Origin of the sequence: Amycolatopsis sp. NPDC052450, from assembly GCF_044547565.1 — a bacterium.
In the GTDB taxonomy this organism is placed as follows: Bacteria; Actinomycetota; Actinomycetes; order Mycobacteriales; family Pseudonocardiaceae; genus Amycolatopsis.
This window is the reverse complement of record NZ_JBIUAQ010000021.1, coordinates 139,155-157,073: the sequence shown is the minus strand read 5'-3', so window position 1 is coordinate 157,073 and position 17,919 is coordinate 139,155. Positions and strand designations below refer to the sequence as shown.

Below are 17,919 nucleotides of genomic sequence, written 5' to 3'. Positions count from 1 at the left end.
GGTTCGTTCCCGTCGGGATCCAGGTGCGCCAAGAGTTCCGCGCCACCGTTGATGATCTCCTGGGGGCCGGCGTGGCGGGCCAGGTTCACCAGGATTTGTTCCGCGCCGGACCGGTCCTCTGCTGATACGTCGGCGGGGATTTTCTTCAGTACCGCCAGGAGTGGGTCGAGTTGCTGGTGCCCGAGTTCGCCTTCGGCCGCGGCGGCTCCGGCGATGGGGGCGAAAGCAGGGGCGGGGGTGCCGTCGAGGTTGCGGCTTTCGTTCACCGCCAACGCGCGCGTCACGGTGTCGCGGGCTTCTTTGGGGCTGATGCGGGCGGTTTCGGCGAACCAGCCCGCGGTCGAACCATGCCCGAACAGTTCCATCGGACCGCGGGACTCGATCTCGACCAGGAACTGCCCGGCCTCTGCCAAAGCCTGTCGTGCCACCGACAACCGCTCGACCACGCCGTGCGCGAGCTCGCGCGCACCGGCACGCCACAACTCCTGTGGCGGTTCGAGGATTCGTTGTCTGGACACCCCGCAAGAATACCAGCAATCGAACAGGCGTGCGAATATGAAAGTTGCTCCGAAATGGATTCTCCATTCTGGCGATGGCGACATGATGTGGCCAGGAGTTCTTGATTCGCAAGGAAAAGATGTACCAGGGCGAAGGGGAAGCCTTCGCATCATGATTTGAACTGGTCGGGATGAGTTGATAGTGCCCGAGCTTCCGCATGTGTGTGTCCATTGTGGACTCCGAGGCGAGTTCGCCGCCGAACGGAGTCGCGGAGGTCGCCGGAACGGCTACCGTCCGTTCGTTCATCACCAGGTAAACCGCCGTTGGCCCACCGGCCGTGGCCGCGGGATAGAACCGCGCCATGACCGCAACCCACCACAACCGCCGCACGCTGCTCAAAGCCGGTCTCACCGGCGCCGGAGCGGTCGCGGGCGGCCTGCTTCTCCCCGGAACCGCGACCGCGAATCCCGTCCCGCTGATCCGCCGCGACCGCCCGGTGCTCACCCACGGTGTCCAGTCCGGTGACGTCACCACCGGTTCCGGCATCGTCTGGTCGCGCGCCGACCGGCCCGCGCGGCTGATCGTCGAGGTTTCCAGGGACCCCTCGTTCCGGCACGCGCGCCGCGTGCGCGGGCCGGTGATGAGCCCGGAGACCGGCGGTACCGGCAAGATCCGTGTCGCGGGCCTGCCGCCGGGGACCGAGGTCCACTACCGCGTGACCGCCGAAGCACTCGACGGCCGGACGCGCAGCGAGGCCGTCACCGGCCGGTTCGCCACCGCCCCGGTCGGCCGCTCCGATGTGCGCCTGGTGTGGTCCGGTGACGTCGCGGGGCAGAACTGGGGCATCAACCCCGAACGCGGCGGAATGACGATCTACCGGGCGATGGCCGACCGCCGCCCGGATCTGTTCCTCCATTGTGGAGACACGGTCTACGCCGACGCGCCGCTCACCGAGACCGTCGCATTGCCCGGCGGCCGCGTGTGGCGCAACATCGTCACCCCGGAGAAGTCGAAGGTCGCCGAGACGCTCGACGAGTACCGCGGCCAGTTCGCCTACAACCTTCTCGACGACAATCTCAAGCGGTTCACCGCGAACGTGCCCGCCTATGTCCAGTGGGACGATCACGAAGTCGTGAACAACTGGTACCCGGGTGAGATCCTCAACGACCGTCCGGAATACACCGAGAAGCGGGTCGACGTGCTCGCCGCGCGGGCGTTCCAGGCGTTCCACGAATGGCATCCGATCGATCGGCGCCAGGCCGTCGACGGCCGCGTCCACCGCAACTTCCGGCACGGTTCGCGCGCCGAGGTCTTCGTGCTGGACATGAGGACCTACAAGGACGCCAACACCGCCGACCAGACCGAGCCGGGCCGGATCCTCGGCGACCGCCAGGCGCGCTGGCTCGTCGACGCGCTCGATCGCAGCACCGCCACGTGGAAGATCATCCAGGCCGACCTCCCGATCGGTCTCACCGTGCCGGACGGCAAGGCCATCGAGGGCGTCGCCAACGGCCTCCCCGGCGCGCCCGGCGGCCGCGAGACCGAACTCGCCTGGGTGCTGCGGGAGATCTCGCGGCGCCGGGTACGCAACGTCGTCTGGCTGACCGCCGACGTGCACTACACCGCGGCGCACCACTACTCGCCGGATCGCGCGTCCTTCACCGATTTCGACCCGTTCTGGGAGTTCGTCTCCGGCCCGCTCAACGCCGGCGCGTTCGGCCCGAACACGCTCGACCCGACCTTCGGGCCGGAAGCGGTGTTCGTGCATGCCCCGCCCGCCGCGAACACCTCGCCCGCCGACGGCTTCCAGCACTTCGGCGAGGTGAACATCGACGGACGGAGCGGTGCGCTCACCGTCGACCTGAGGGACGCTACCGGCGCTTCTCTGTGGTCGAAGACGTTGCAGCCCCAACGCTGAGCAGTTCCGTCAGCACCGCGATGCTGCGGTCGCCGTGCCCGGCCTCGGCGGCCCGCCGCACGAGGTCGTGCATCGGCAGCTGCCATCCGACGTCGACGCCTTCCTCGGCCAGTCCGAGGTCGGCGGCGGCGCCGGCGTGGAAGATGTCCACCGAGGCGGCGGGATCCGAGTAGTCGCCTCTGTCGATTTCCTTGGCGTACATCGGAAGCACCGAGATGATCATCTCGAACCACTTGGTGGCGTACGGCAGGAGCGTCTCGGCTTCGAGGCCGCGCGACCGCAGCGCGGCGGCACCTTGGAAGAACCCGACCAGCGCGGGCAGCAGGGTGCCGCCGACGGCCGTTTCGTACAGCGCCGCGAGATCGGTGTCCTCGCCGAGGTGGACGGTGTCGCCGCCCAGCACCCGCAACGTTTCCAGGTGCTCGTCGAAAACGGTCTTGTCGCCGCCGTAATACAGCAACGTGTCCGGTGCGCCCACGGCCGACGGCACGTTCTTGATCGCGCCGTCGAGGTACCGCGCGCCCCGGCTCGTCGCCCATTCGGCCATCCGGCGCGCTCCCGCCGGTGAGCCGCTGTTCAAGGTGACCAAAGCGCGTCCGGTCAAGGAAACCGGCGCCAAGGCCGCGAGGGTGGCCTCGTAGGTGGTCAGGCAGGCGATGACCAACGGGCTCGCCCGCACCGCCTCTTCGGCCGTCGTGGCCCGCCTCGCTCCCAGTGCGACAAGGGGATCGGCCTTCGCGGCCGTCCTGTTCCACACCGTGGTCGGATGCCCGGCCGTGAGGAACGCGCCCGCCAGGGCCGAGCCCATCGAACCGAGGCCAAGGACGGTCACCGGCGTTTTCGGCATTTTTCGCTCCAGTCAAAGGAAATCTTCGGGATGACTTCATGCTGGACGGTCGCGTACATTCGATCAAGTACCTACTATCTTGCCGGGTACTGACAAAAAGGTAAGTGACGATGACCAAGAACCGGACGTTCACCTGCGGCCTCGACGCCGCGATCGCCGTCGTGGGCGGCAAATGGAAAGGGCTCATCCTGTTCGCGCTCCAGGACGGGCCGCTGCGTTTCGGGGAGCTGCGGCGCGCGGTGCCCGGCATCAGCGAACGGGTGCTGATCCTGCAACTGCGCGAGATGGAGACCACCGGACTGCTGCATCGCGAGGTGTACCACCAGGTCCCGCCGAAGGTGGAGTACTCGCTGACCGCGTTCGGGGATTCCCTCAACACGGCGATGGCCGCGCTGGGGGAGTGGGGCGAGGAGCACCAGGCGCGTATCGAGGCCATTCCCTGGTCCGAGGTGAGGTGAGCGGCGAAGCACCCAGTAGGCTCCGGGCGAATAGCACGAAACCCACCCAAGGAGAAATACCGCCGTGACTGAACGCACGCTGGTCCTCGTCAAGCCCGATGGCGTCGCGCGCGGCCTCGTCGGCGAGGTCATCTCGCGCATCGAGCGCAAAGGCCTGAAGCTCGCCGCCCTCGAACTGCGCACCGTCGAGCGCTCGGTCGCCGAGGAGCACTACGCCGAGCACAAGGAGCGCCCGTTCTTCGGCGACCTCCTCGAGTTCATCACCTCGGGCCCGCTGGTCGCGATCGCCGTCGAGGGCCCGCGTGCCATCGCCGCCTTCCGTCAGCTCGCCGGCGGTACCGACCCGGTCGAGAAGGCCACCCCTGGCACCCTGCGCGGCGACTTCGCGCTGGAGACCCAGTACAACCTGGTGCACGGTTCGGACTCCCCGGAGTCGGCCGAGCGCGAGCTCAAGCTCTGGTTCCCCGAGGTCTGACACACTCGTGGGCGGCGCGGGATCGCCGCGCCGTCCACGGATCGGGGGAGCTTCGATGACACCGGACGAGTACCTGGAACGGCTGCGGGAACTCACCACCGGTTTCGCGCGGGTGGCACGCACCGGGGACCACGCCGCGCCCGTGCCGTGCTGCGGTGACTGGCGCCTGCGTGACCTGGTCGTCCACCTCGGCAACGTGCACCGCTGGGCCACGGAGATCGTGCGCACCGGAAACCCCGCACCGCAGGACCTCGAAGCCGAACCGGGCGCGGATCTCGCCGCCTGGTACGCCGACTGCGCCGCCGGCCTCATCGAGGCGATGCGCGAGGCGTCCCCGGAAGACGGCGCCTGGAACTTCACCGCCGCCGCCAAGACCAAGGCCTTCTGGTTCCGCCGCCAGGTCCACGAGACCGCGGTGCATCTGCTCGACGCGCACCGCGCGGCGGGGACCGTGTACACCCTCGACCCGTCCATCGCCGCCGACGGCGTGGACGAGGTCCTCCTCGGCATGCTGCCGAAGGTGAAGCGCTGGCACACCCCGCCCGCGGTCACCGTTCCGTTGCTGCTGAAGACATCCGACACCGGACACGCCTGGTTGATCACACCGCCGGGTGAAACCGACGTCCCAGGCTCGCGGCAGGCAGACCCCGCCGAAGCGGCGGGCGCCGTCGTCGAAGGGCCCGCGGAAGTGCTTGATCTGCTGCTGTGGCAACGGATCGAGCTCGACGGGGCGGGCATCGAAATCAGCGGAGACGCCACGTCGGCGAAGACCTTCCTCGCCGGGCCGGTCACGCCCTGACCTTCGCGCCCTACGCCGTTCGGTTCACGTTCACCTCGGGGTCTTCTCCTGGCGGCTCGCGTCCGCTGTGCTGAGCGGTGCTGCCTGTCACTCGATCGTGGGGTATTTCGTGAGAAGATCACGCCTGTTGCTGCTCGCTGCCCTGCTGCCCGGATTGTTCGTCGCCGCACCGGCGCACGCCGATCCTCTGGCCGCTCCACTCGGCCCCGCGCCCATCGAAGCCGCCCCCGCGGCCTCCTCGGCGAAGGAGGGGCCGTCCGCGTACGCCGTGGCCGCGCCCGACGACGGTCTCGTCACCACCAGCGCGACTTCGCGCGTGGCGCCGGGCCTGAGCCTGACCGAGTTCGACCGCTACGACCCGGCGGGCTGGATCCGCGGCGACACCCTCGCCGTCGACCTCACCAGCAAGACCCTCAAGCCGACGTACCTCAGCCCTGGCACCGTTTCCGCGCGGACACCGCTTTCGCAGCAGGTCGCCAGGTCCGGTGCGGTCGCCGGGGTCAACGGGGACTTCTTCGACATCAACGCCAGTGGCGCGCCGATCGGCGTCGGCATCGACGCCGGGAAACTCCAGACGGCGCCCGCGCGCGGCCACAACCTGACCGCGTCGATCACCGAAGAAGGCAAGGCGCGGCTCGCGGAGGTGTTCCTCGACGCGTCGGTCACCTTGCCCGACGGCCGGGTCGTGCCCGCGTCGAACTTCAACAGCCCCGTCCTGAGCGGTGACGCGATCGGCGTCTACACCCCGCTGTGGGGCGCGTCTTCGCGACGGACCTCGGTCGCCGGAGCTCAGCGTGTCGTCGAAATCGAGGTTTCCGACGGCGTCGTCACGCAGGTGCGGCCGCAGCCCGCGGACGGCCCGATCGCGGCAGGCACGACGATCCTGCTGGCCCGTGATGGCGGCGTGGACACGTTGTCCGGCTTGAAGGTCGGCGACAGGGTAGGCGTCGCGTACGCGCCGAAGAGCGACGCGGGCAAGCTGTCCGTGTCGATCGGCGGAAACAAGATCCTGGTGCGGGACGGCGCGATCCAGCCGGTCGACAACGTCGCCATGCACCCCCGGACCGCGGTCGGGTTCTCCGCGGACGGCACGAAGATGTGGCTGGCCACGATCGACGGCCGTCAGGCGGACAGCCGCGGCATGACCGAACTGGAACTCGCCCGCCACCTGAAGTCGCTCGGCGCGGACGACGCGATCAACCTCGACGGTGGCGGCTCGTCGACCATGCTCGCCCGCGAGGAGGGCGAGAAGTCGCCGCTGGTGCGCAATGCGCCGTCGGACGGCGGGGAACGCCTGGTGCCCAACGGCATCGGCGTCGCCACCGTACCGGGAAGCGGGCGACTGACCGGTTTCTCGCCTCGCCCCGTGCAGGACACCGCCGACGCGAGGCGTGTGCTCTCCGGGCTGACGCGGAAACTCCTCGCCGGAGGCCACGACGAGACCGGTACCGCCGTCGACGGCAAGGTCCAGTGGCTCAGTACGAATCCTGTCCGCGGCACCGTGACCGGCGGCGTGTTCACCGCGCACGCCGACCGGCTCCGCCCGGACGCGCCCGCGAACGTCGACGTCTACGCCAAGCGCGGCGGCGTCATGGGCAAGGCGACGCTGAACGTCCTCGGCTCGCCGGTTCGCTTGGGTACGAGCACCGAGCAGGTCGCGCTGTCCGGCGAAGGCGCGAAGAGCACCTTCAAGGTGTTCGGCTACGACGCCGACGGCTATGGCACGTGGATCGAGCCCGACGACGTCAAACTCGACTATGACCCCGCGGTGGTGAAGATCGAACCGTCCGGCGACGGGTTCGCGGTCACCGCGCTGAAGGCCTCGGGCGCTTCGGCGATCACCGCCACCGCCGGCGGGAAGGTGACGCATCTGGCGGCGTCCGTCGGCACGGAATCCCGGGTGGCGGCGTCGTTGGACGGCCCGGCGGGCTGGACCGCCAGCGTCTTCCCCGCCGTCGTCGGCGCCGCGCTTTCCGAGGCTCCCGGGCGTGACGGCGGACGCGGTCTCGCGCTGGACTACCGGCTGAACGGGACCAACGCCACGCGCGCCGCGTACGTCAACTCGGCGGCGCCGGTCGCGTTGCCGCCCGGTACCCAGCGCGTCGGACTGTGGGTCAACGGCGACGCGAAGGGCGCCTGGCTGCGGGCGGAACTCCGTGACGCCGCCAACGTCCCGTCCGTCGTGGACCTGTCGTTGAGCGTCGACTGGACGGGCTGGCGCTACGTCCGGGCGGCGATCCCGGCCGGGCTTCCCGACGGGCAGCGGCTGACGAAGTTCTACGCCGTCGAAAACGTCCCGGACCAGCAGTACGAGGGACGTTTGGTGTTCGACGATCTCACCTTCGAGGTCGCGCCCGCGGCCGCCGTCCCGGCCGACCCGGCGCCGCGTGACCCGGCGCTGATCACCGACGGCGCCGCGACCGGCGGACTGCGGATCGCCGTGGTCAGCGACGCGCAGTTCACCGCCGACGCCCCGAACGGCCCGCTGGTCGCCCAGGCCCGGCGCGCGCTGCGCGAGGCGGTGGCGGCGAAACCGGATCTCGTGCTGATCAACGGCGACTTCGTCGACCGCGGCACGGCCGCCGATTTCGTGCTGGCGAAGTCGATCATCGACGAGGAACTGGTCGGCAAGGCACCCTGGTACTACGTTCCGGGCAACCACGAGGCCGACGGCGGGCACGGGCTCGCCGAGTTCCAGGCGGCGTTCGGGGAGACCCGCCGCGTCGCCGACGTCGCGGGCATCCGCCTGGTACTGATGGATTCCTCGCGCGGTTCGCTGCGCGCGGGCGGATTCGACCAGGTCCGGATGCTGCGCGAGGCGCTGGACGGCGCGAAGACGGACAGGCGGATCCGCGGTGTGGTCGTCGCGATGCACCATCCGGTCAAGGACCCGAGCCCGGCCGGGAACTCGCAACTGGCCGACCGCAAGGAAGCCGCCATGCTGACCGGCTGGCTCACCGCCTTCGAACGCGAATCGGGGAAGCAGACGGCCGCGATCGCTTCGCACGCGGGCGTTTTCAACCTCTCACGTGTCGACGGCGTGCCGTATCTGGTGAACGGCAACTCCGGGAAGTCACCCGCGGCCGCCCCTGGTGACGGCGGTTTCGTCGGCTGGACGATGGTCCGGTTCGAGCCGGGCGACAAAGCGCAGCCGGTGCGGTTCGAAACGCGGCCGAACGTCGACGCGCTGACGCTGTCCGGGCCCTCGTCGCTGGCGCGCGGGGAGAAGGCGGACGTCCGGGCGGTGGTGACGCAGGGAGCGCGTCAGGTGCCGGTCTCGTATCCGGTCAGCGCGGACTGGAAGGGCGGCTGGGGCACGCATGTCGCCGGCGGCTTCGTGCCCGCGATGCCGTGGGACGTCGCGTCGTTCGACCCGGCGACCGGGGTGCTGACCGCGCTGCGGGCGGGGGTGGCGAGTCTTTCGGTCACCGTCAACGGGGTGACGCGGAGTCTGTCGGTCACCGTCCGCTAGTGCAATGAAAGGCCCCTTCATTGCAAAATTTGCAATGAAGGGGCCTTTCATTGCACGCGTCAGGCGGCTTCGTGCGCCTCTTCGACCGTACCCGGCAGCGCCGGACCCCGCGGCGGGATCGCCTCGGCGTCGGCCGGGTCCACCTTCCGCACCGAACCGTCGGCCGCGGTCCGCGCGATCGCGAGCATCGAGGCCAGCGCGTCCTGGATCTGCTGCTGCTCCCGATCCGGGATGAGGCTCAGTTCGATCAGCACGCTGCCGTTCCCGAGCAGCCCGTACCCGTTGCGCGCGATGCCCTGGTAGTCACCGCCCGGGTACTGCGAGACATAGCCGCCGTTGCCGTCGATCGACCGCTGCACCACGACCGCGATCTGCTTCGCGAAGTCCACATCGGACGGTTTCACGCCCGGATGCGTCGGCCACAGCGTCGAAGCGGTGATCTCCTTGCCGTCGGCGTCCTGGTAACGGCCCTGCATGTGGTAGTCGACCATGATGTCCGGCTTGAACGACGCGTTCCGCCGCTGGATCAGGCCCGCCTCGGTGGCCGGGTTGTCCTCGGGCGCGACGGCCGGGTCGTGGTAGCGGTTGATGTCGTAACCCTTGCCCTTCTCACCGTATTCGGGAGTGGCGGTCGGGTCGTAGTTGTAGCGCCAGTCGCGCTCGTGCCCGTCCGGGTTGGCGCGCACGACGATGTCGACGGTCACCTTCGCGAGCAGTTTCTGCTGCCACGCGCTGTGCCCGACGCCGACCTTGCGCAGGAATTCGAGGGCGGCGGGCGTGCCGAGCGGCTCGTCGCCGTGCTGCTGGGTGACGTACTGGATCCGGGTCTTGCCGTGACCGACCCTGGCCGCCCACACCGGACGGCCCTCGTTGCTGCGGCCGATCCGGTCCACCCGGATCTTGCCGTGGCTGAGCACGGCCAGCTTCTGCAGTTCGAAGGCCAGTTTGGCGGTGGAGGGCCGCGGGTCGACGGTACGACCGTCCACAGTGGTCGGAGTGTTCTCGGCGGCCTGAGCGACGGGCGCCACCAGGAGCCCTGCGCTGACAAAAACGGACAACAGGGCGATTTTGGGCTTCAGACTCATGGTCGGTGAGTATCGACGAGCCGGGGCCGTCCAACAAGGGTGCCGGTAATCCGGTCGAGTTTTGTCGGTGGCAGGTCCTAGGGTGCCAACCGTGGGCGACTCAGAGCACGAACCGGCGATGGTGCAGGCGAAGGCGTTGGTCAAGCGTTTCGGCGATTTCGAGGCCGTACGCGGGATCGATGTCGAGGTCCGGCCGGGGGAGGCGTTCGGCTTCCTCGGGCCCAACGGCGCGGGCAAGTCCTCCACCATGCGGATGATCGCGAGCGTCTCCCCGCGCAGCGACGGCGACCTGCGGGTCCTCGGCATGGATCCGGACGTCGAGGGGCCGAAGATCCGTGCCCGGCTCGGCGTCGTGCCGCAGCAGGACAACCTGGACACCGAGCTCACCGTCCGGCAGAACCTGCAGATCTACGGCCGCTACTTCGGGCTCTCCCGGTCACATGTGCGGAACAAGGCCGAGGAGCTGATGGAGTTCGCCCAGCTCACCGACCGGGCGAACGCGGAGGTCGATTCGCTCTCCGGCGGGATGAAGCGGCGGCTGACCATCGCCCGCTCCCTGGTCAACGACCCGGAACTGCTCCTGCTCGACGAGCCGACGACGGGCCTGGACCCGCAGGCCCGCCACCTGTTGTGGGACAGGCTGTTCCGGCTCAAGGCAGGCGGGACCACGCTGATCATCACCACGCACTACATGGACGAGGCGGAGCAGCTCTGCGACAGGCTGGTCGTGATGGACAACGGCCGGATCGCCGCCGAAGGCTCGCCCGCGGATCTGATCAGCCGGTATTCCACCCGCGAGGTCGTGGAGCTGAGGTTCCCGAACGGCGAGCAGGAGTCGGCCGCGAAGCAGATCGAAGGCCTCGCCGAACGCGTCGAGGTGCTGCCGGACCGCGTCCTGCTCTACACGATGACCGGCGAGGCCACCCTCGAACAGGCGCACGCGCGCGGGCTGCGGCCCCTGTCGAGCCTGGTCCGCCGCAGCTCGCTGGAGGATGTCTTCCTCCGCCTCACCGGCCGGACGCTGGTCGACTGATGACGACAGCACAGACGAAGGCGTCGACGGGCCGCGTGGTCTCGCGCTGGGCGGGAGCCTGGTTGCGGGTCGAGGGCCATTGGATGTGGTACCGCCGGTACTGGGTGTCCACCTTGTATTCGTCGGGTCTCCAGCCAGTGCTGTTCCTGGCCGCGATGGGGCTCGGGTTCGGCTCCCAGGTCCAGGCCGGCGCGGCGACCAGCGGGTTCTCGTACCTCGAGTACGTCGCCCCGGCGCTGCTCGTCGCCGGCGCGGCGCAACTGGCGGTGGGGGAGTCGAGCTATCCCGTGCTGTCGGGGTTCAAATGGCAAAAGGACTACCTGGCCGTCACCGCCACCCCGATCACACCGGGGCAGGTGCTCGGCAGCCAGATCATGTGGGTGAGCCTGCGGCTGACCCTGGCCGGCACGATCTACGCCGTCATCGCGGCGCTCTTCGGATCCTGGACGAGCTTCGGCGTCCTCGCCGTCATCCTGATCGGGACGCTCACCGGCATCGCGTGCGGCACCCCGGTGATGGCGCTGGCCGCGACCACCTACGACGAGGGCACCCGGTTCGGCCTGGTGTTCCGGTTCGTCCTGATCCCGATGACGTTGTTCTCCGGCACGTTCTTCCCGATCTCGCAGCTGCCGGATCCGCTGAGGTGGATCGCCTGGATCTCCCCGCTGTGGCACGGCAACGAAGCGGCGAGGGCGGTCAGCCTCGGCACCGTCGGCCCGCTCGCCACCCTGGGCCATCTCGCCTTCCTGGTGGTGCTGGCCGGGGCGGGCTGGGCGTTGGCGCACAAGTACTTCTACCGACGGCTGGTGGTCTGAGATGGCAGTGCTCACCGAAGTCCCGCGGCGCGGGGTGCTGCTGCGTGTCCTGCCGTCCGCGCTGTACAGCGGCCGGTCGACGGCGGTGCTGGAGCGCACCTTCCTGACGTATTCGCACGCCTGGATGCTGTTCGTGTCCGGCGTCTTCGAGCCGCTGTTCTACCTGATGGCCTTCCAACTGGGCTTCGGCAAACTCGTCGGCGAGGTCGTCGGGCCCGGCGGGCAGGCGATGAGCTACGTCGCCTTCGTCGCGCCCGGCCTGCTCGCGGCGTCGGCGATGAACGGCGCGATCCTCGACTCGACGTACAACCTGTTCTTCAAGCTGAAGTACGCCAAGCTGTACGACGCCATGCTCGCCACCCCGATCGGGCCGCTGGACATCGCGCTCGGCGAGGTCGGCTGGTCGGTGCTGCGCGGCGGGATCTACTCGGCGACCTTCCTCGGCGTGATGACCGTGATGGGGCTGCCCGGGTCGTGGTGGGCGCTGCTGATGATCCCGGCGGCGCTGCTGATCGCGATGGCCTTCTCGGCCATCGGCATCGTGCTGGTGACCTTCCTGCGGTCGGTCTCGCAGTTCGACTACATCAACCTCGTGCTGATGCCGCTGTTCCTCTTCTCCACGACGTTCTACCCGCTTTCGGTCTACCCCGCGGGGATCCAGTGGATCGTGCAGATCTTCCCGCTGTACCACGGGATCGAGCTGATGCGCGGACTCTCGGTCGGCGTCCTGTCGTGGGGTATGGCGGGAAACGTGGCGTATCTGCTGGCGCTGGCGGCCGTCGGGATCTACGCGTCTTCGAAGCGGTTCGGCAAGCTCCTGCTCCGCTGACCCCGTATGGACCTGGCGACGCGTGTACGCCCAGTTCCGTGAAGGCCTCCTTGAGGGACCCAGAGTCCCTCAAGGAGGCCTTCACGGACTCGGTGATCGCCACGTGCGCCCCACAGGCACAGTAGTCTCAGCGGCCCCTGCTGCTCACCGGGCCGGGTTCGAGCTGGATCGCCGCGGAGCCACGGCGGCCAGCGCGTCGACCATGCCGTGCCCGTAGAAGCCGTTGAAGCCCGCGTACCCGGTGCAGTACGCGTCCTGAGAGCCGTCACCGGCCAGGTCGTAGTCGGCGGGACACGCGATCGGGGTGGCCTGGCCGTTCAGCGTCCGCCTCAGCTGGCGGGCGCTGTACCCGGGGTGTTCCGAAGCGAGCAACGCCGCGACACCGGCGACGTGCGGCGCCGCCATCGACGTCCCGCACAGCGGCGCGTACCCGCCGGGAACGGTCGAAAGCACACACCGCCCGGCCTCGCCGCCGGGAGCGGTCACGTCGATCACGCCCAGCCCGTACGAGCTGTAGCCGGCCTTGACCCGCTCTTCGCTCACCGACGACACCGCGACGGCGTCACGGAGGCCGGCGGGCAGCGCCTGGCAGCCTTCGCTCCGGGGCCGCGCACCCGAGTGCGGCGAGGGCACCAGCGCGACGGCTTCGTTGGTCGCCGCCGCGACGGTGAGCGTGCCTGCCGAGGTCGCGTACTCGACGGCGCGGGACATGACCTCGTTCACCACGCCCCGTTGATCGTCGTGGGCACACGAGAGCGACCACGGATCGACGAAGTAGCTGCTGTTCGTCACGGCCATGCCCTGTGAGGCTGCCCACATCAGCCCGCAGACGGCGGCCTCCGGGTCGGCGTACCCGCGATCGTCGATCACCTTCACCGAGGCGATCCGCACGCCGGGTGCCACCCCGGTGACGCCTTTGCCGTCGTCTGCGGCGGCGATGATCCCCGCGACGTGGGTGCCGTGCACCGACGTCGTCGCGGCCCAGTTCCGGTCGGGCGCGCCGGTCAGGCAGCCCGCGGACTTGCCGGGATCGAGGGCGCTCGCCAGTTCGGGGTGGGCGGGGTCGACGCCGGAGTCGAGGACGCCGACGACGACGTCCCGGCTGCCCGGCTCCCGCTCACGAGCCTTGTCGGCGCCGATCGCGCGCATGTCCCATTGCTCGCCGGTGCGGTCCGCGGAAGGCACCTTCGCCGGATCCGTCGGTTCGAGTCCGGCGCGCGCGGGCGCCGATCTGGCCGGTGACGTGCCGTTGGCCCGCTGCACGGCCAGCCGTTCCGCCTGCGCGCTGAACGCGGCGGCGGGCCGGACCAGCTCGGCGAAGTCCTTGTCGGCCGAGGTCGCCACGGCCACCGCGATCTGCGGGTAGTAGATCGTCGTGCTGCCGCAGCCGCCGGTGACGGCCGCCCTGGCCTCGGCCTCGGAAGTGCCGCGGTCGAAGACCACGACGTAACGCAGCGCCCGGCCCTGGGGATGACACGATGGCTCCGCCTCGGCCGTCGCGACAGCGGCGACCGAGCCGCAGAGCACCAAGAAGGCGCACACGGCCGCTCGCAGGGGCCGCCCCAGCAGGGACACCGGACCTCCCACCGGAGAACATCGGACAACGGGGGTCACCACGGCCCGGGCTGGACTGGCCTGGGCGTCGGTACCCCCGAGCGGCACGGTAGCCACCCTCGGCCGGGTCGACAAGCTCTCCCGCGAAGTTCCCTCGGCCGGTGGTCGCGGCGCGCCCGGGAGCCGGGTCTGTGGCACCGAGTACACCGGAGTGGGGCCGGGGTGTGGGATACTCACGGTGGCCGCTGGCCGACGGGCACACGTGAGAGGTGGCGCTCGCGGTCTCGTGGCCCGGTGGTGTGCTGCACATCCTCCACACGCGTCGCCGCTTGTATGCGGCTCGACGACGTGGCGGGCGGCCCGATGTCGCGAACGTGGCCAGCGCTCCGCCGAGCAGACCTTCAGCCGTATGCGGCGCCCGGACAACCCCGGCGCGCCGTCGCGGTGCCGGGCAAGGATTCCCGCTGCTGGTGACCACCACGGCGGAACGAACAGAAAGGGGCCCCTGCGCGGCCGCGTCGAGCCGGTGTGAGCCAGCCGACGCGCCCGGGGGCGGAGGAGATATATGTCGAACGCGGACACACCCGCCGTCACCGGCGGGAATACCGCCACACCCATCGCAGCCCAGCTGGGCGAACTGCCTCCCCGGATCCGGGTGCACGCGCTGGCGAAGCTGCTGGGATCCAACAGCCGTGAACTGATGGCCAAGCTCGGTGAGCTCGGCGAGACCGTCCGGAGCGCGCAGTCCAGCGTCACTCGCGATGTGGCCTTCAAGCTCGCCGAAGCCCTCGCCGGTGGAGACGAGCCCGAGGCGGCCCCGGCTGCCGAGGCTCCTGCCGTCGAGGCGCCCGTCGCCGAGACCCCGGCGGCTCCCGAACCCGAGGCGAAGAAGCCCGAGGCCGAGCCGGAGCCCGCTCCGCAGGTGGAGGCCCCTTCGCGGCGTGTTCCGCCCGCGCTGGCCGCCCCGGTGACCCCGGAGCCGCCGCAGACGACGACCCGGCGGTCGAAGGCCGCCGTGCACGTCCCGGTGTTCGCCGCGCCGTCGCCGGTGTTCCTGCCGCCGGAGCCCGTCTCGGCGAAGCCCGCCCGCAGGCCGGAGCCCGCCTTCACCGAAGAGACGGCCTCCGACGAGGACGAGACGCAGAACGACCAGGCCGAGGGCCACGGCACCGACGAGGACGGTGACGATGCCAACGGCCGTCGCCGCCGCCGTCGCGGACGTCGTGGCCGTGGCCGCGGCAAGGGAGGGGACGAGAACTCGGCCGAGTCCGAGAACGAGAACGAGGACGAGCAGCCCGAAGCCCCGCGTGGTCGCCAGCAGCGCGCGAAGGACAAGGAGAAGGCCGCCGAGGCCGAAGAGGCCGCGGCCGAGAACGCCGAAGAGGCGTCCGCCGACTCCGATTCGGACAACGACGCCGATTCCGACAACGGCAGCAAGCGCCGCCGCCGCCGTCGCCGCCGCAAGGGCGGGGACGACGACGCCACCGAGGCCACCAGCGACGACCCGCCCAACACGGTCGTCCACGTGCGCCAGGCCAAGGCCGCCGCCGAGACCGAGCGCCCCGCCAGGGACGAGGTCCGCAGCGTGCGCGGCTCCACCCGGCTCGAGGCCAAGCGCCAGCGCCGCCGGGACGGCCGCGAGGCGGGCCGCCGTCGCGCGCCGATCCTGTCCGAGGCCGAGTTCCTCGCCCGCCGCGAGTCGGTCGAGCGCACCATGGTCGTCGCCGAGAAGGGCGAGTCCACGCAGATCGGCGTGCTCGAGGACGGTGTCCTGTGCGAGCACTTCGTGACCTCGTCGGGCACCGGCTCGATCGTCGGCAACGTGTACCTCGGCCGTGTGCAGAACGTGCTGCCGTCGATGGAGGCCGCCTTCATCGACATCGGCCGCGGCCGCAACGCCGTGCTCTACGCCGGTGAGGTCGACTGGGACTCCGCCGGTCTCGAGGGCAAGGCCCGCAAGATCGAGCAGGCACTCTCCAGCGGCGACTCCGTGCTGGTCCAGGTCACCAAGGACCCGGTCGGGCACAAGGGTGCCCGGCTGACCACGCAGATCTCGCTGCCGGGCCGCTTCCTGGTCTACGTGCCCGCGGGCGGTGCCACCGGCATCTCCCGGAAGCTCCCGGAGAACGAGCGCCGCCGCCTGAAGGACATCCTCAAGCGCATCGTCCCCGAGGACGCCGGTGTGATCATCCGCACCGCTTCCGAGGGCATCGCCGAGGAGGAGTTGGACCGTGACGTCCGCCGCCTCAAGGCGCAGTGGGACGTCATCAAGGAGAAGGCCGAAGCCGGCAACGGCGGCAAGAAGAACAGCGCCCCGGTCATGCTCTACGAAGAGCCGGACCTGCTGGTCAAGGTCGTGCGTGACCTGTTCACCGAGGACTTCGCCAAGCTGGAGATCCAGGGCGACAAGGCCTGGAACACCATCTACGACTACGTGCAGCACGTGGCGCCGGATCTGGCCGACCGGGTCAAGCGGTACACGGGCACCGGTTCGGCCTTCGCCGACCACCGGATCGACGAGCAGATCACCAAGGCGCTGGACCGCAAGGTCTGGCTGCCCTCGGGTGGCTACCTGGTCATCGACCGCACCGAGGCGATGACGGTCATCGACGTCAACACCGGCAAGTTCACCGGATCGGGTGGAAACCTCGAGGAGACGGTGACCAGGAACAACCTGGAGTCGGCGGAGGAGATCGTCCGCCAGCTCCGGCTCCGGGACATCGGCGGCATCATCGTCATCGACTTCATCGACATGGTGCTCGAATCGAACCGTGAGCTGGTGCTGCGCCGCCTGACCGAATGCCTCGGCCGCGACCGCACCCGCCACCAGGTCGCCGAGGTCACCTCGCTCGGCCTGGTGCAGATGACCCGCAAGAAGATCGGCACCGGCCTGCTCGAGGCGTTCTCGACGCCGTGTGAGCACTGCAAGGGCCGCGGCGTGGTCGTCTCGACCGAGCCGCAGCGCACCGCCGGCGGTGGCAATGGTCACAGCCACGGCGGCAGTGGCGGCAGCAGTGGCGGTGGTGGCGGCAAGGAGCAGGGCTCCCGCCGGTCCCGCGGTCGCGGCAAGGGTGAGGACCAGGCGCAGAACGAGCCCGCGGCGGCCAAGACCGAGGCTCCGCAGGCCTCCGGCCAGCGCGAGTCGGTGGTTTCGGCGGTCCAAGCCGTGGCCAACGCCGCCAAGGCGGCCAAGGGTGAGCACCCGCACGAGGTCACCGAGAACACCGAGGGCGCCGCGCTCAACGGCCACGCCCCGCAGGCGGCGGAGCAGCCCGCTGAGCCGGCGAAGGAGGCTTCGGAGCCCGTTGCCGAGGCGACCGTCGAACAGGCGGCCGAGGCAGCGGCTGAGCCGGTTTCGGAGCCGGTCGTCGAGCCGCCCGCGACCGAACTCGCCGGTGAACCGGTGACGACTCCGGACGACGAGGCTCCGGCCGTGCGGGACGAAGAGATCGCCGTCGTCGGGGAATCGGGCCCGGAGCCCGAAGCTCCCGAGGTTCCGGTGACTCCTGAGACCGTTGTGACACCAGAGGTTTCCGAGTCCGAGGTGGACGTCCCGGCCCCGGCCGGTCCTGCCACCACTCGCCGTCGTCCGCGACGGGCGGCCTCGCGGCCGGCCGGTCCGCCGGTCAAGGCGTCGGAAAAGAGCTAGTGAACACCTAGGGGCACCCCGGTGTGATCGCACCGGGGAGCCCCACGTAACCTGTAGAACGGCCCGCCACCTAGAGCGGGCACCTTGCGCAGCATCTGGACCACCGAGACTTTCCTGGTGGGCCGATCACGCAAGCCCCCACCCGTTGTCGAGTAAGCAGGAGACTTCCGTGTCGGCGTACGCGATCGTCAAGACTGGCGGCAAGCAGTACAAGGTGGCCGTCGGCGACGTCGTCGAGGTCGAGAAGCTCGAAGGCGAGCCGGGTACCGAGCACACCTTCCCCGCAGTCCTTTTTGTGGACGGTGGCGACGTCACCACGGACGCCGACGCACTGGCGAAGGTCTCGGTCACCGGCAAGGTCGTCGAGCAGACCAAGGGTCCGAAGATCCGGATCCACAAGTTCAAGAACAAGACCGGCTACCACAAGCGTCAGGGTCACCGGCAGAAGCTGACCCGCGTCGAGGTCACCGGTATCTCCAAGTAGGAC

General features: G+C 69.8%; 14 protein-coding genes. 10 read left to right on the top strand and 4 right to left on the bottom strand.

Annotated elements, in window-relative coordinates:
• Positions 1-518, bottom strand: a 518-nt coding sequence (locus tag ACIHAO_RS29340) for a DUF222 domain-containing protein (RefSeq protein ID WP_396563181.1), incomplete at its 3' end; no start/stop codon positions are given.
• Between the two features lie 341 nt (positions 519-859).
• Between ACIHAO_RS29340 and ACIHAO_RS29335 the strand changes: the two genes are divergently transcribed.
• A complete protein-coding gene (locus tag ACIHAO_RS29335) occupies positions 860-2,416 on the top strand; it encodes an alkaline phosphatase D family protein (RefSeq protein ID WP_396563179.1) in 1,557 nt (518 codons plus the stop codon).
• Here ACIHAO_RS29335 and ACIHAO_RS29330 read toward each other — a convergent pair.
• Positions 2,370-3,263 (bottom strand): NAD(P)-dependent oxidoreductase, encoded by an 894-nt coding sequence (locus ACIHAO_RS29330; RefSeq protein ID WP_396563177.1) that lies wholly within the window; start codon positions 3,261-3,263, stop codon positions 2,370-2,372. The genes ACIHAO_RS29335 and ACIHAO_RS29330 overlap by 47 nt on opposite strands.
• 110 nt (positions 3,264-3,373) lie before the next feature.
• Here ACIHAO_RS29330 and ACIHAO_RS29325 point away from each other — a divergent pair, with 110 nt between their 5' ends.
• From ACIHAO_RS29325 to ACIHAO_RS29310, 4 genes are all read left to right on the top strand, one after another.
• Positions 3,374-3,721, top strand: coding sequence for a winged helix-turn-helix transcriptional regulator (locus ACIHAO_RS29325; RefSeq protein ID WP_396563175.1), 348 nt, complete (start codon positions 3,374-3,376; stop codon positions 3,719-3,721).
• Positions 3,722-3,785: 64 nt separating this feature from the next.
• Positions 3,786-4,196, top strand: coding sequence for a nucleoside-diphosphate kinase (gene ndk, locus ACIHAO_RS29320; protein ID WP_037310703.1), 411 nt, complete (start codon positions 3,786-3,788; stop codon positions 4,194-4,196).
• Positions 4,197-4,251: 55 nt separating this feature from the next.
• On the top strand, positions 4,252-4,995 hold the full coding sequence (locus tag ACIHAO_RS29315; protein WP_396563172.1) for a maleylpyruvate isomerase family mycothiol-dependent enzyme: 744 nt from the start codon (positions 4,252-4,254) through the stop codon (positions 4,993-4,995).
• A gap of 127 nt (positions 4,996-5,122) precedes the next feature.
• A complete protein-coding gene (locus tag ACIHAO_RS29310) occupies positions 5,123-8,467 on the top strand; it encodes a phosphodiester glycosidase family protein (RefSeq protein ID WP_396563195.1) in 3,345 nt (1,114 codons plus the stop codon).
• Between the two features lie 59 nt (positions 8,468-8,526).
• On the opposite strand, the gene ACIHAO_RS29305 is transcribed toward ACIHAO_RS29310, so the two are convergent.
• Positions 8,527-9,552: a M14 family zinc carboxypeptidase gene (locus ACIHAO_RS29305; RefSeq protein ID WP_396563170.1), complete on the bottom strand. Its 1,026-nt coding sequence runs from the start codon at positions 9,550-9,552 to the stop codon at positions 8,527-8,529.
• Positions 9,553-9,670: 118 nt separating this feature from the next.
• Between ACIHAO_RS29305 and ACIHAO_RS29300 the strand changes: the two genes are divergently transcribed.
• From ACIHAO_RS29300 to ACIHAO_RS29290, 3 genes are read left to right on the top strand one after another with little or no spacing between them, the layout of a single operon-like run.
• Positions 9,671-10,585 carry an ABC transporter ATP-binding protein gene (locus tag ACIHAO_RS29300; protein ID WP_396563193.1) on the top strand — a complete coding sequence of 305 codons (915 nt, stop codon included), beginning with the start codon at positions 9,671-9,673 and terminating at the stop codon, positions 10,583-10,585.
• Positions 10,585-11,400, top strand: a complete 816-nt coding sequence (locus ACIHAO_RS29295; protein WP_396563168.1) for an ABC transporter permease — start codon at positions 10,585-10,587, stop codon at positions 11,398-11,400. The genes ACIHAO_RS29300 and ACIHAO_RS29295 overlap by 1 nt, the downstream gene beginning before the upstream one ends.
• A gap of 1 nt (position 11,401) precedes the next feature.
• On the top strand, positions 11,402-12,229 hold the full coding sequence (locus ACIHAO_RS29290; protein WP_396563166.1) for an ABC transporter permease: 828 nt from the start codon (positions 11,402-11,404) through the stop codon (positions 12,227-12,229).
• Positions 12,230-12,373: 144 nt separating this feature from the next.
• Here the strand turns inward: ACIHAO_RS29290 and ACIHAO_RS29285 are convergent, their stop codons facing one another.
• Entirely contained in the window at positions 12,374-13,804 is a 1,431-nt protein-coding gene (locus ACIHAO_RS29285) for a S8 family peptidase (protein WP_396563164.1), read from the bottom strand.
• 544 nt (positions 13,805-14,348) lie between these two features.
• Between ACIHAO_RS29285 and ACIHAO_RS29280 the strand changes: the two genes are divergently transcribed.
• Positions 14,349-17,432, top strand: coding sequence for a translation initiation factor IF-2 N-terminal domain-containing protein (locus tag ACIHAO_RS29280; RefSeq protein WP_396563162.1), 3,084 nt, complete (start codon positions 14,349-14,351; stop codon positions 17,430-17,432).
• Positions 17,433-17,601: 169 nt separating this feature from the next.
• Positions 17,602-17,916, top strand: a complete 315-nt coding sequence (gene rplU, locus ACIHAO_RS29275; RefSeq protein WP_005158538.1) for a 50S ribosomal protein L21 — start codon at positions 17,602-17,604, stop codon at positions 17,914-17,916.
• Positions 17,917-17,919: the final 3 nt, after the last annotated feature.

Bases quoted from the DNA above. Each gene is read 5' to 3' on its own strand.
- ACIHAO_RS29335 (WP_396563179.1), top strand. From the start codon at position 860: ATGACCGCAACCCACCACAACCGCCGCACGCTGCTCAAAGCCGGTCTC.
- ACIHAO_RS29330 (WP_396563177.1), bottom strand. From the start codon at position 3,263: ATGCCGAAAACGCCGGTGACCGTCCTTGGCCTCGGTTCGATGGGCTCG.
- ACIHAO_RS29325 (WP_396563175.1), top strand. From the start codon at position 3,374: ATGACCAAGAACCGGACGTTCACCTGCGGCCTCGACGCCGCGATCGCC.
- ACIHAO_RS29315 (WP_396563172.1), top strand. From the start codon at position 4,252: ATGACACCGGACGAGTACCTGGAACGGCTGCGGGAACTCACCACCGGT.
- ACIHAO_RS29305 (WP_396563170.1), bottom strand. From the start codon at position 9,552: ATGAGTCTGAAGCCCAAAATCGCCCTGTTGTCCGTTTTTGTCAGCGCA.
- ACIHAO_RS29300 (WP_396563193.1), top strand. From the start codon at position 9,671: ATGGTGCAGGCGAAGGCGTTGGTCAAGCGTTTCGGCGATTTCGAGGCC.
- ACIHAO_RS29295 (WP_396563168.1), top strand. From the start codon at position 10,585: ATGACGACAGCACAGACGAAGGCGTCGACGGGCCGCGTGGTCTCGCGC.
- ACIHAO_RS29290 (WP_396563166.1), top strand. From the start codon at position 11,402: ATGGCAGTGCTCACCGAAGTCCCGCGGCGCGGGGTGCTGCTGCGTGTC.
- ACIHAO_RS29280 (WP_396563162.1), top strand. From the start codon at position 14,349: ATGTCGAACGCGGACACACCCGCCGTCACCGGCGGGAATACCGCCACA.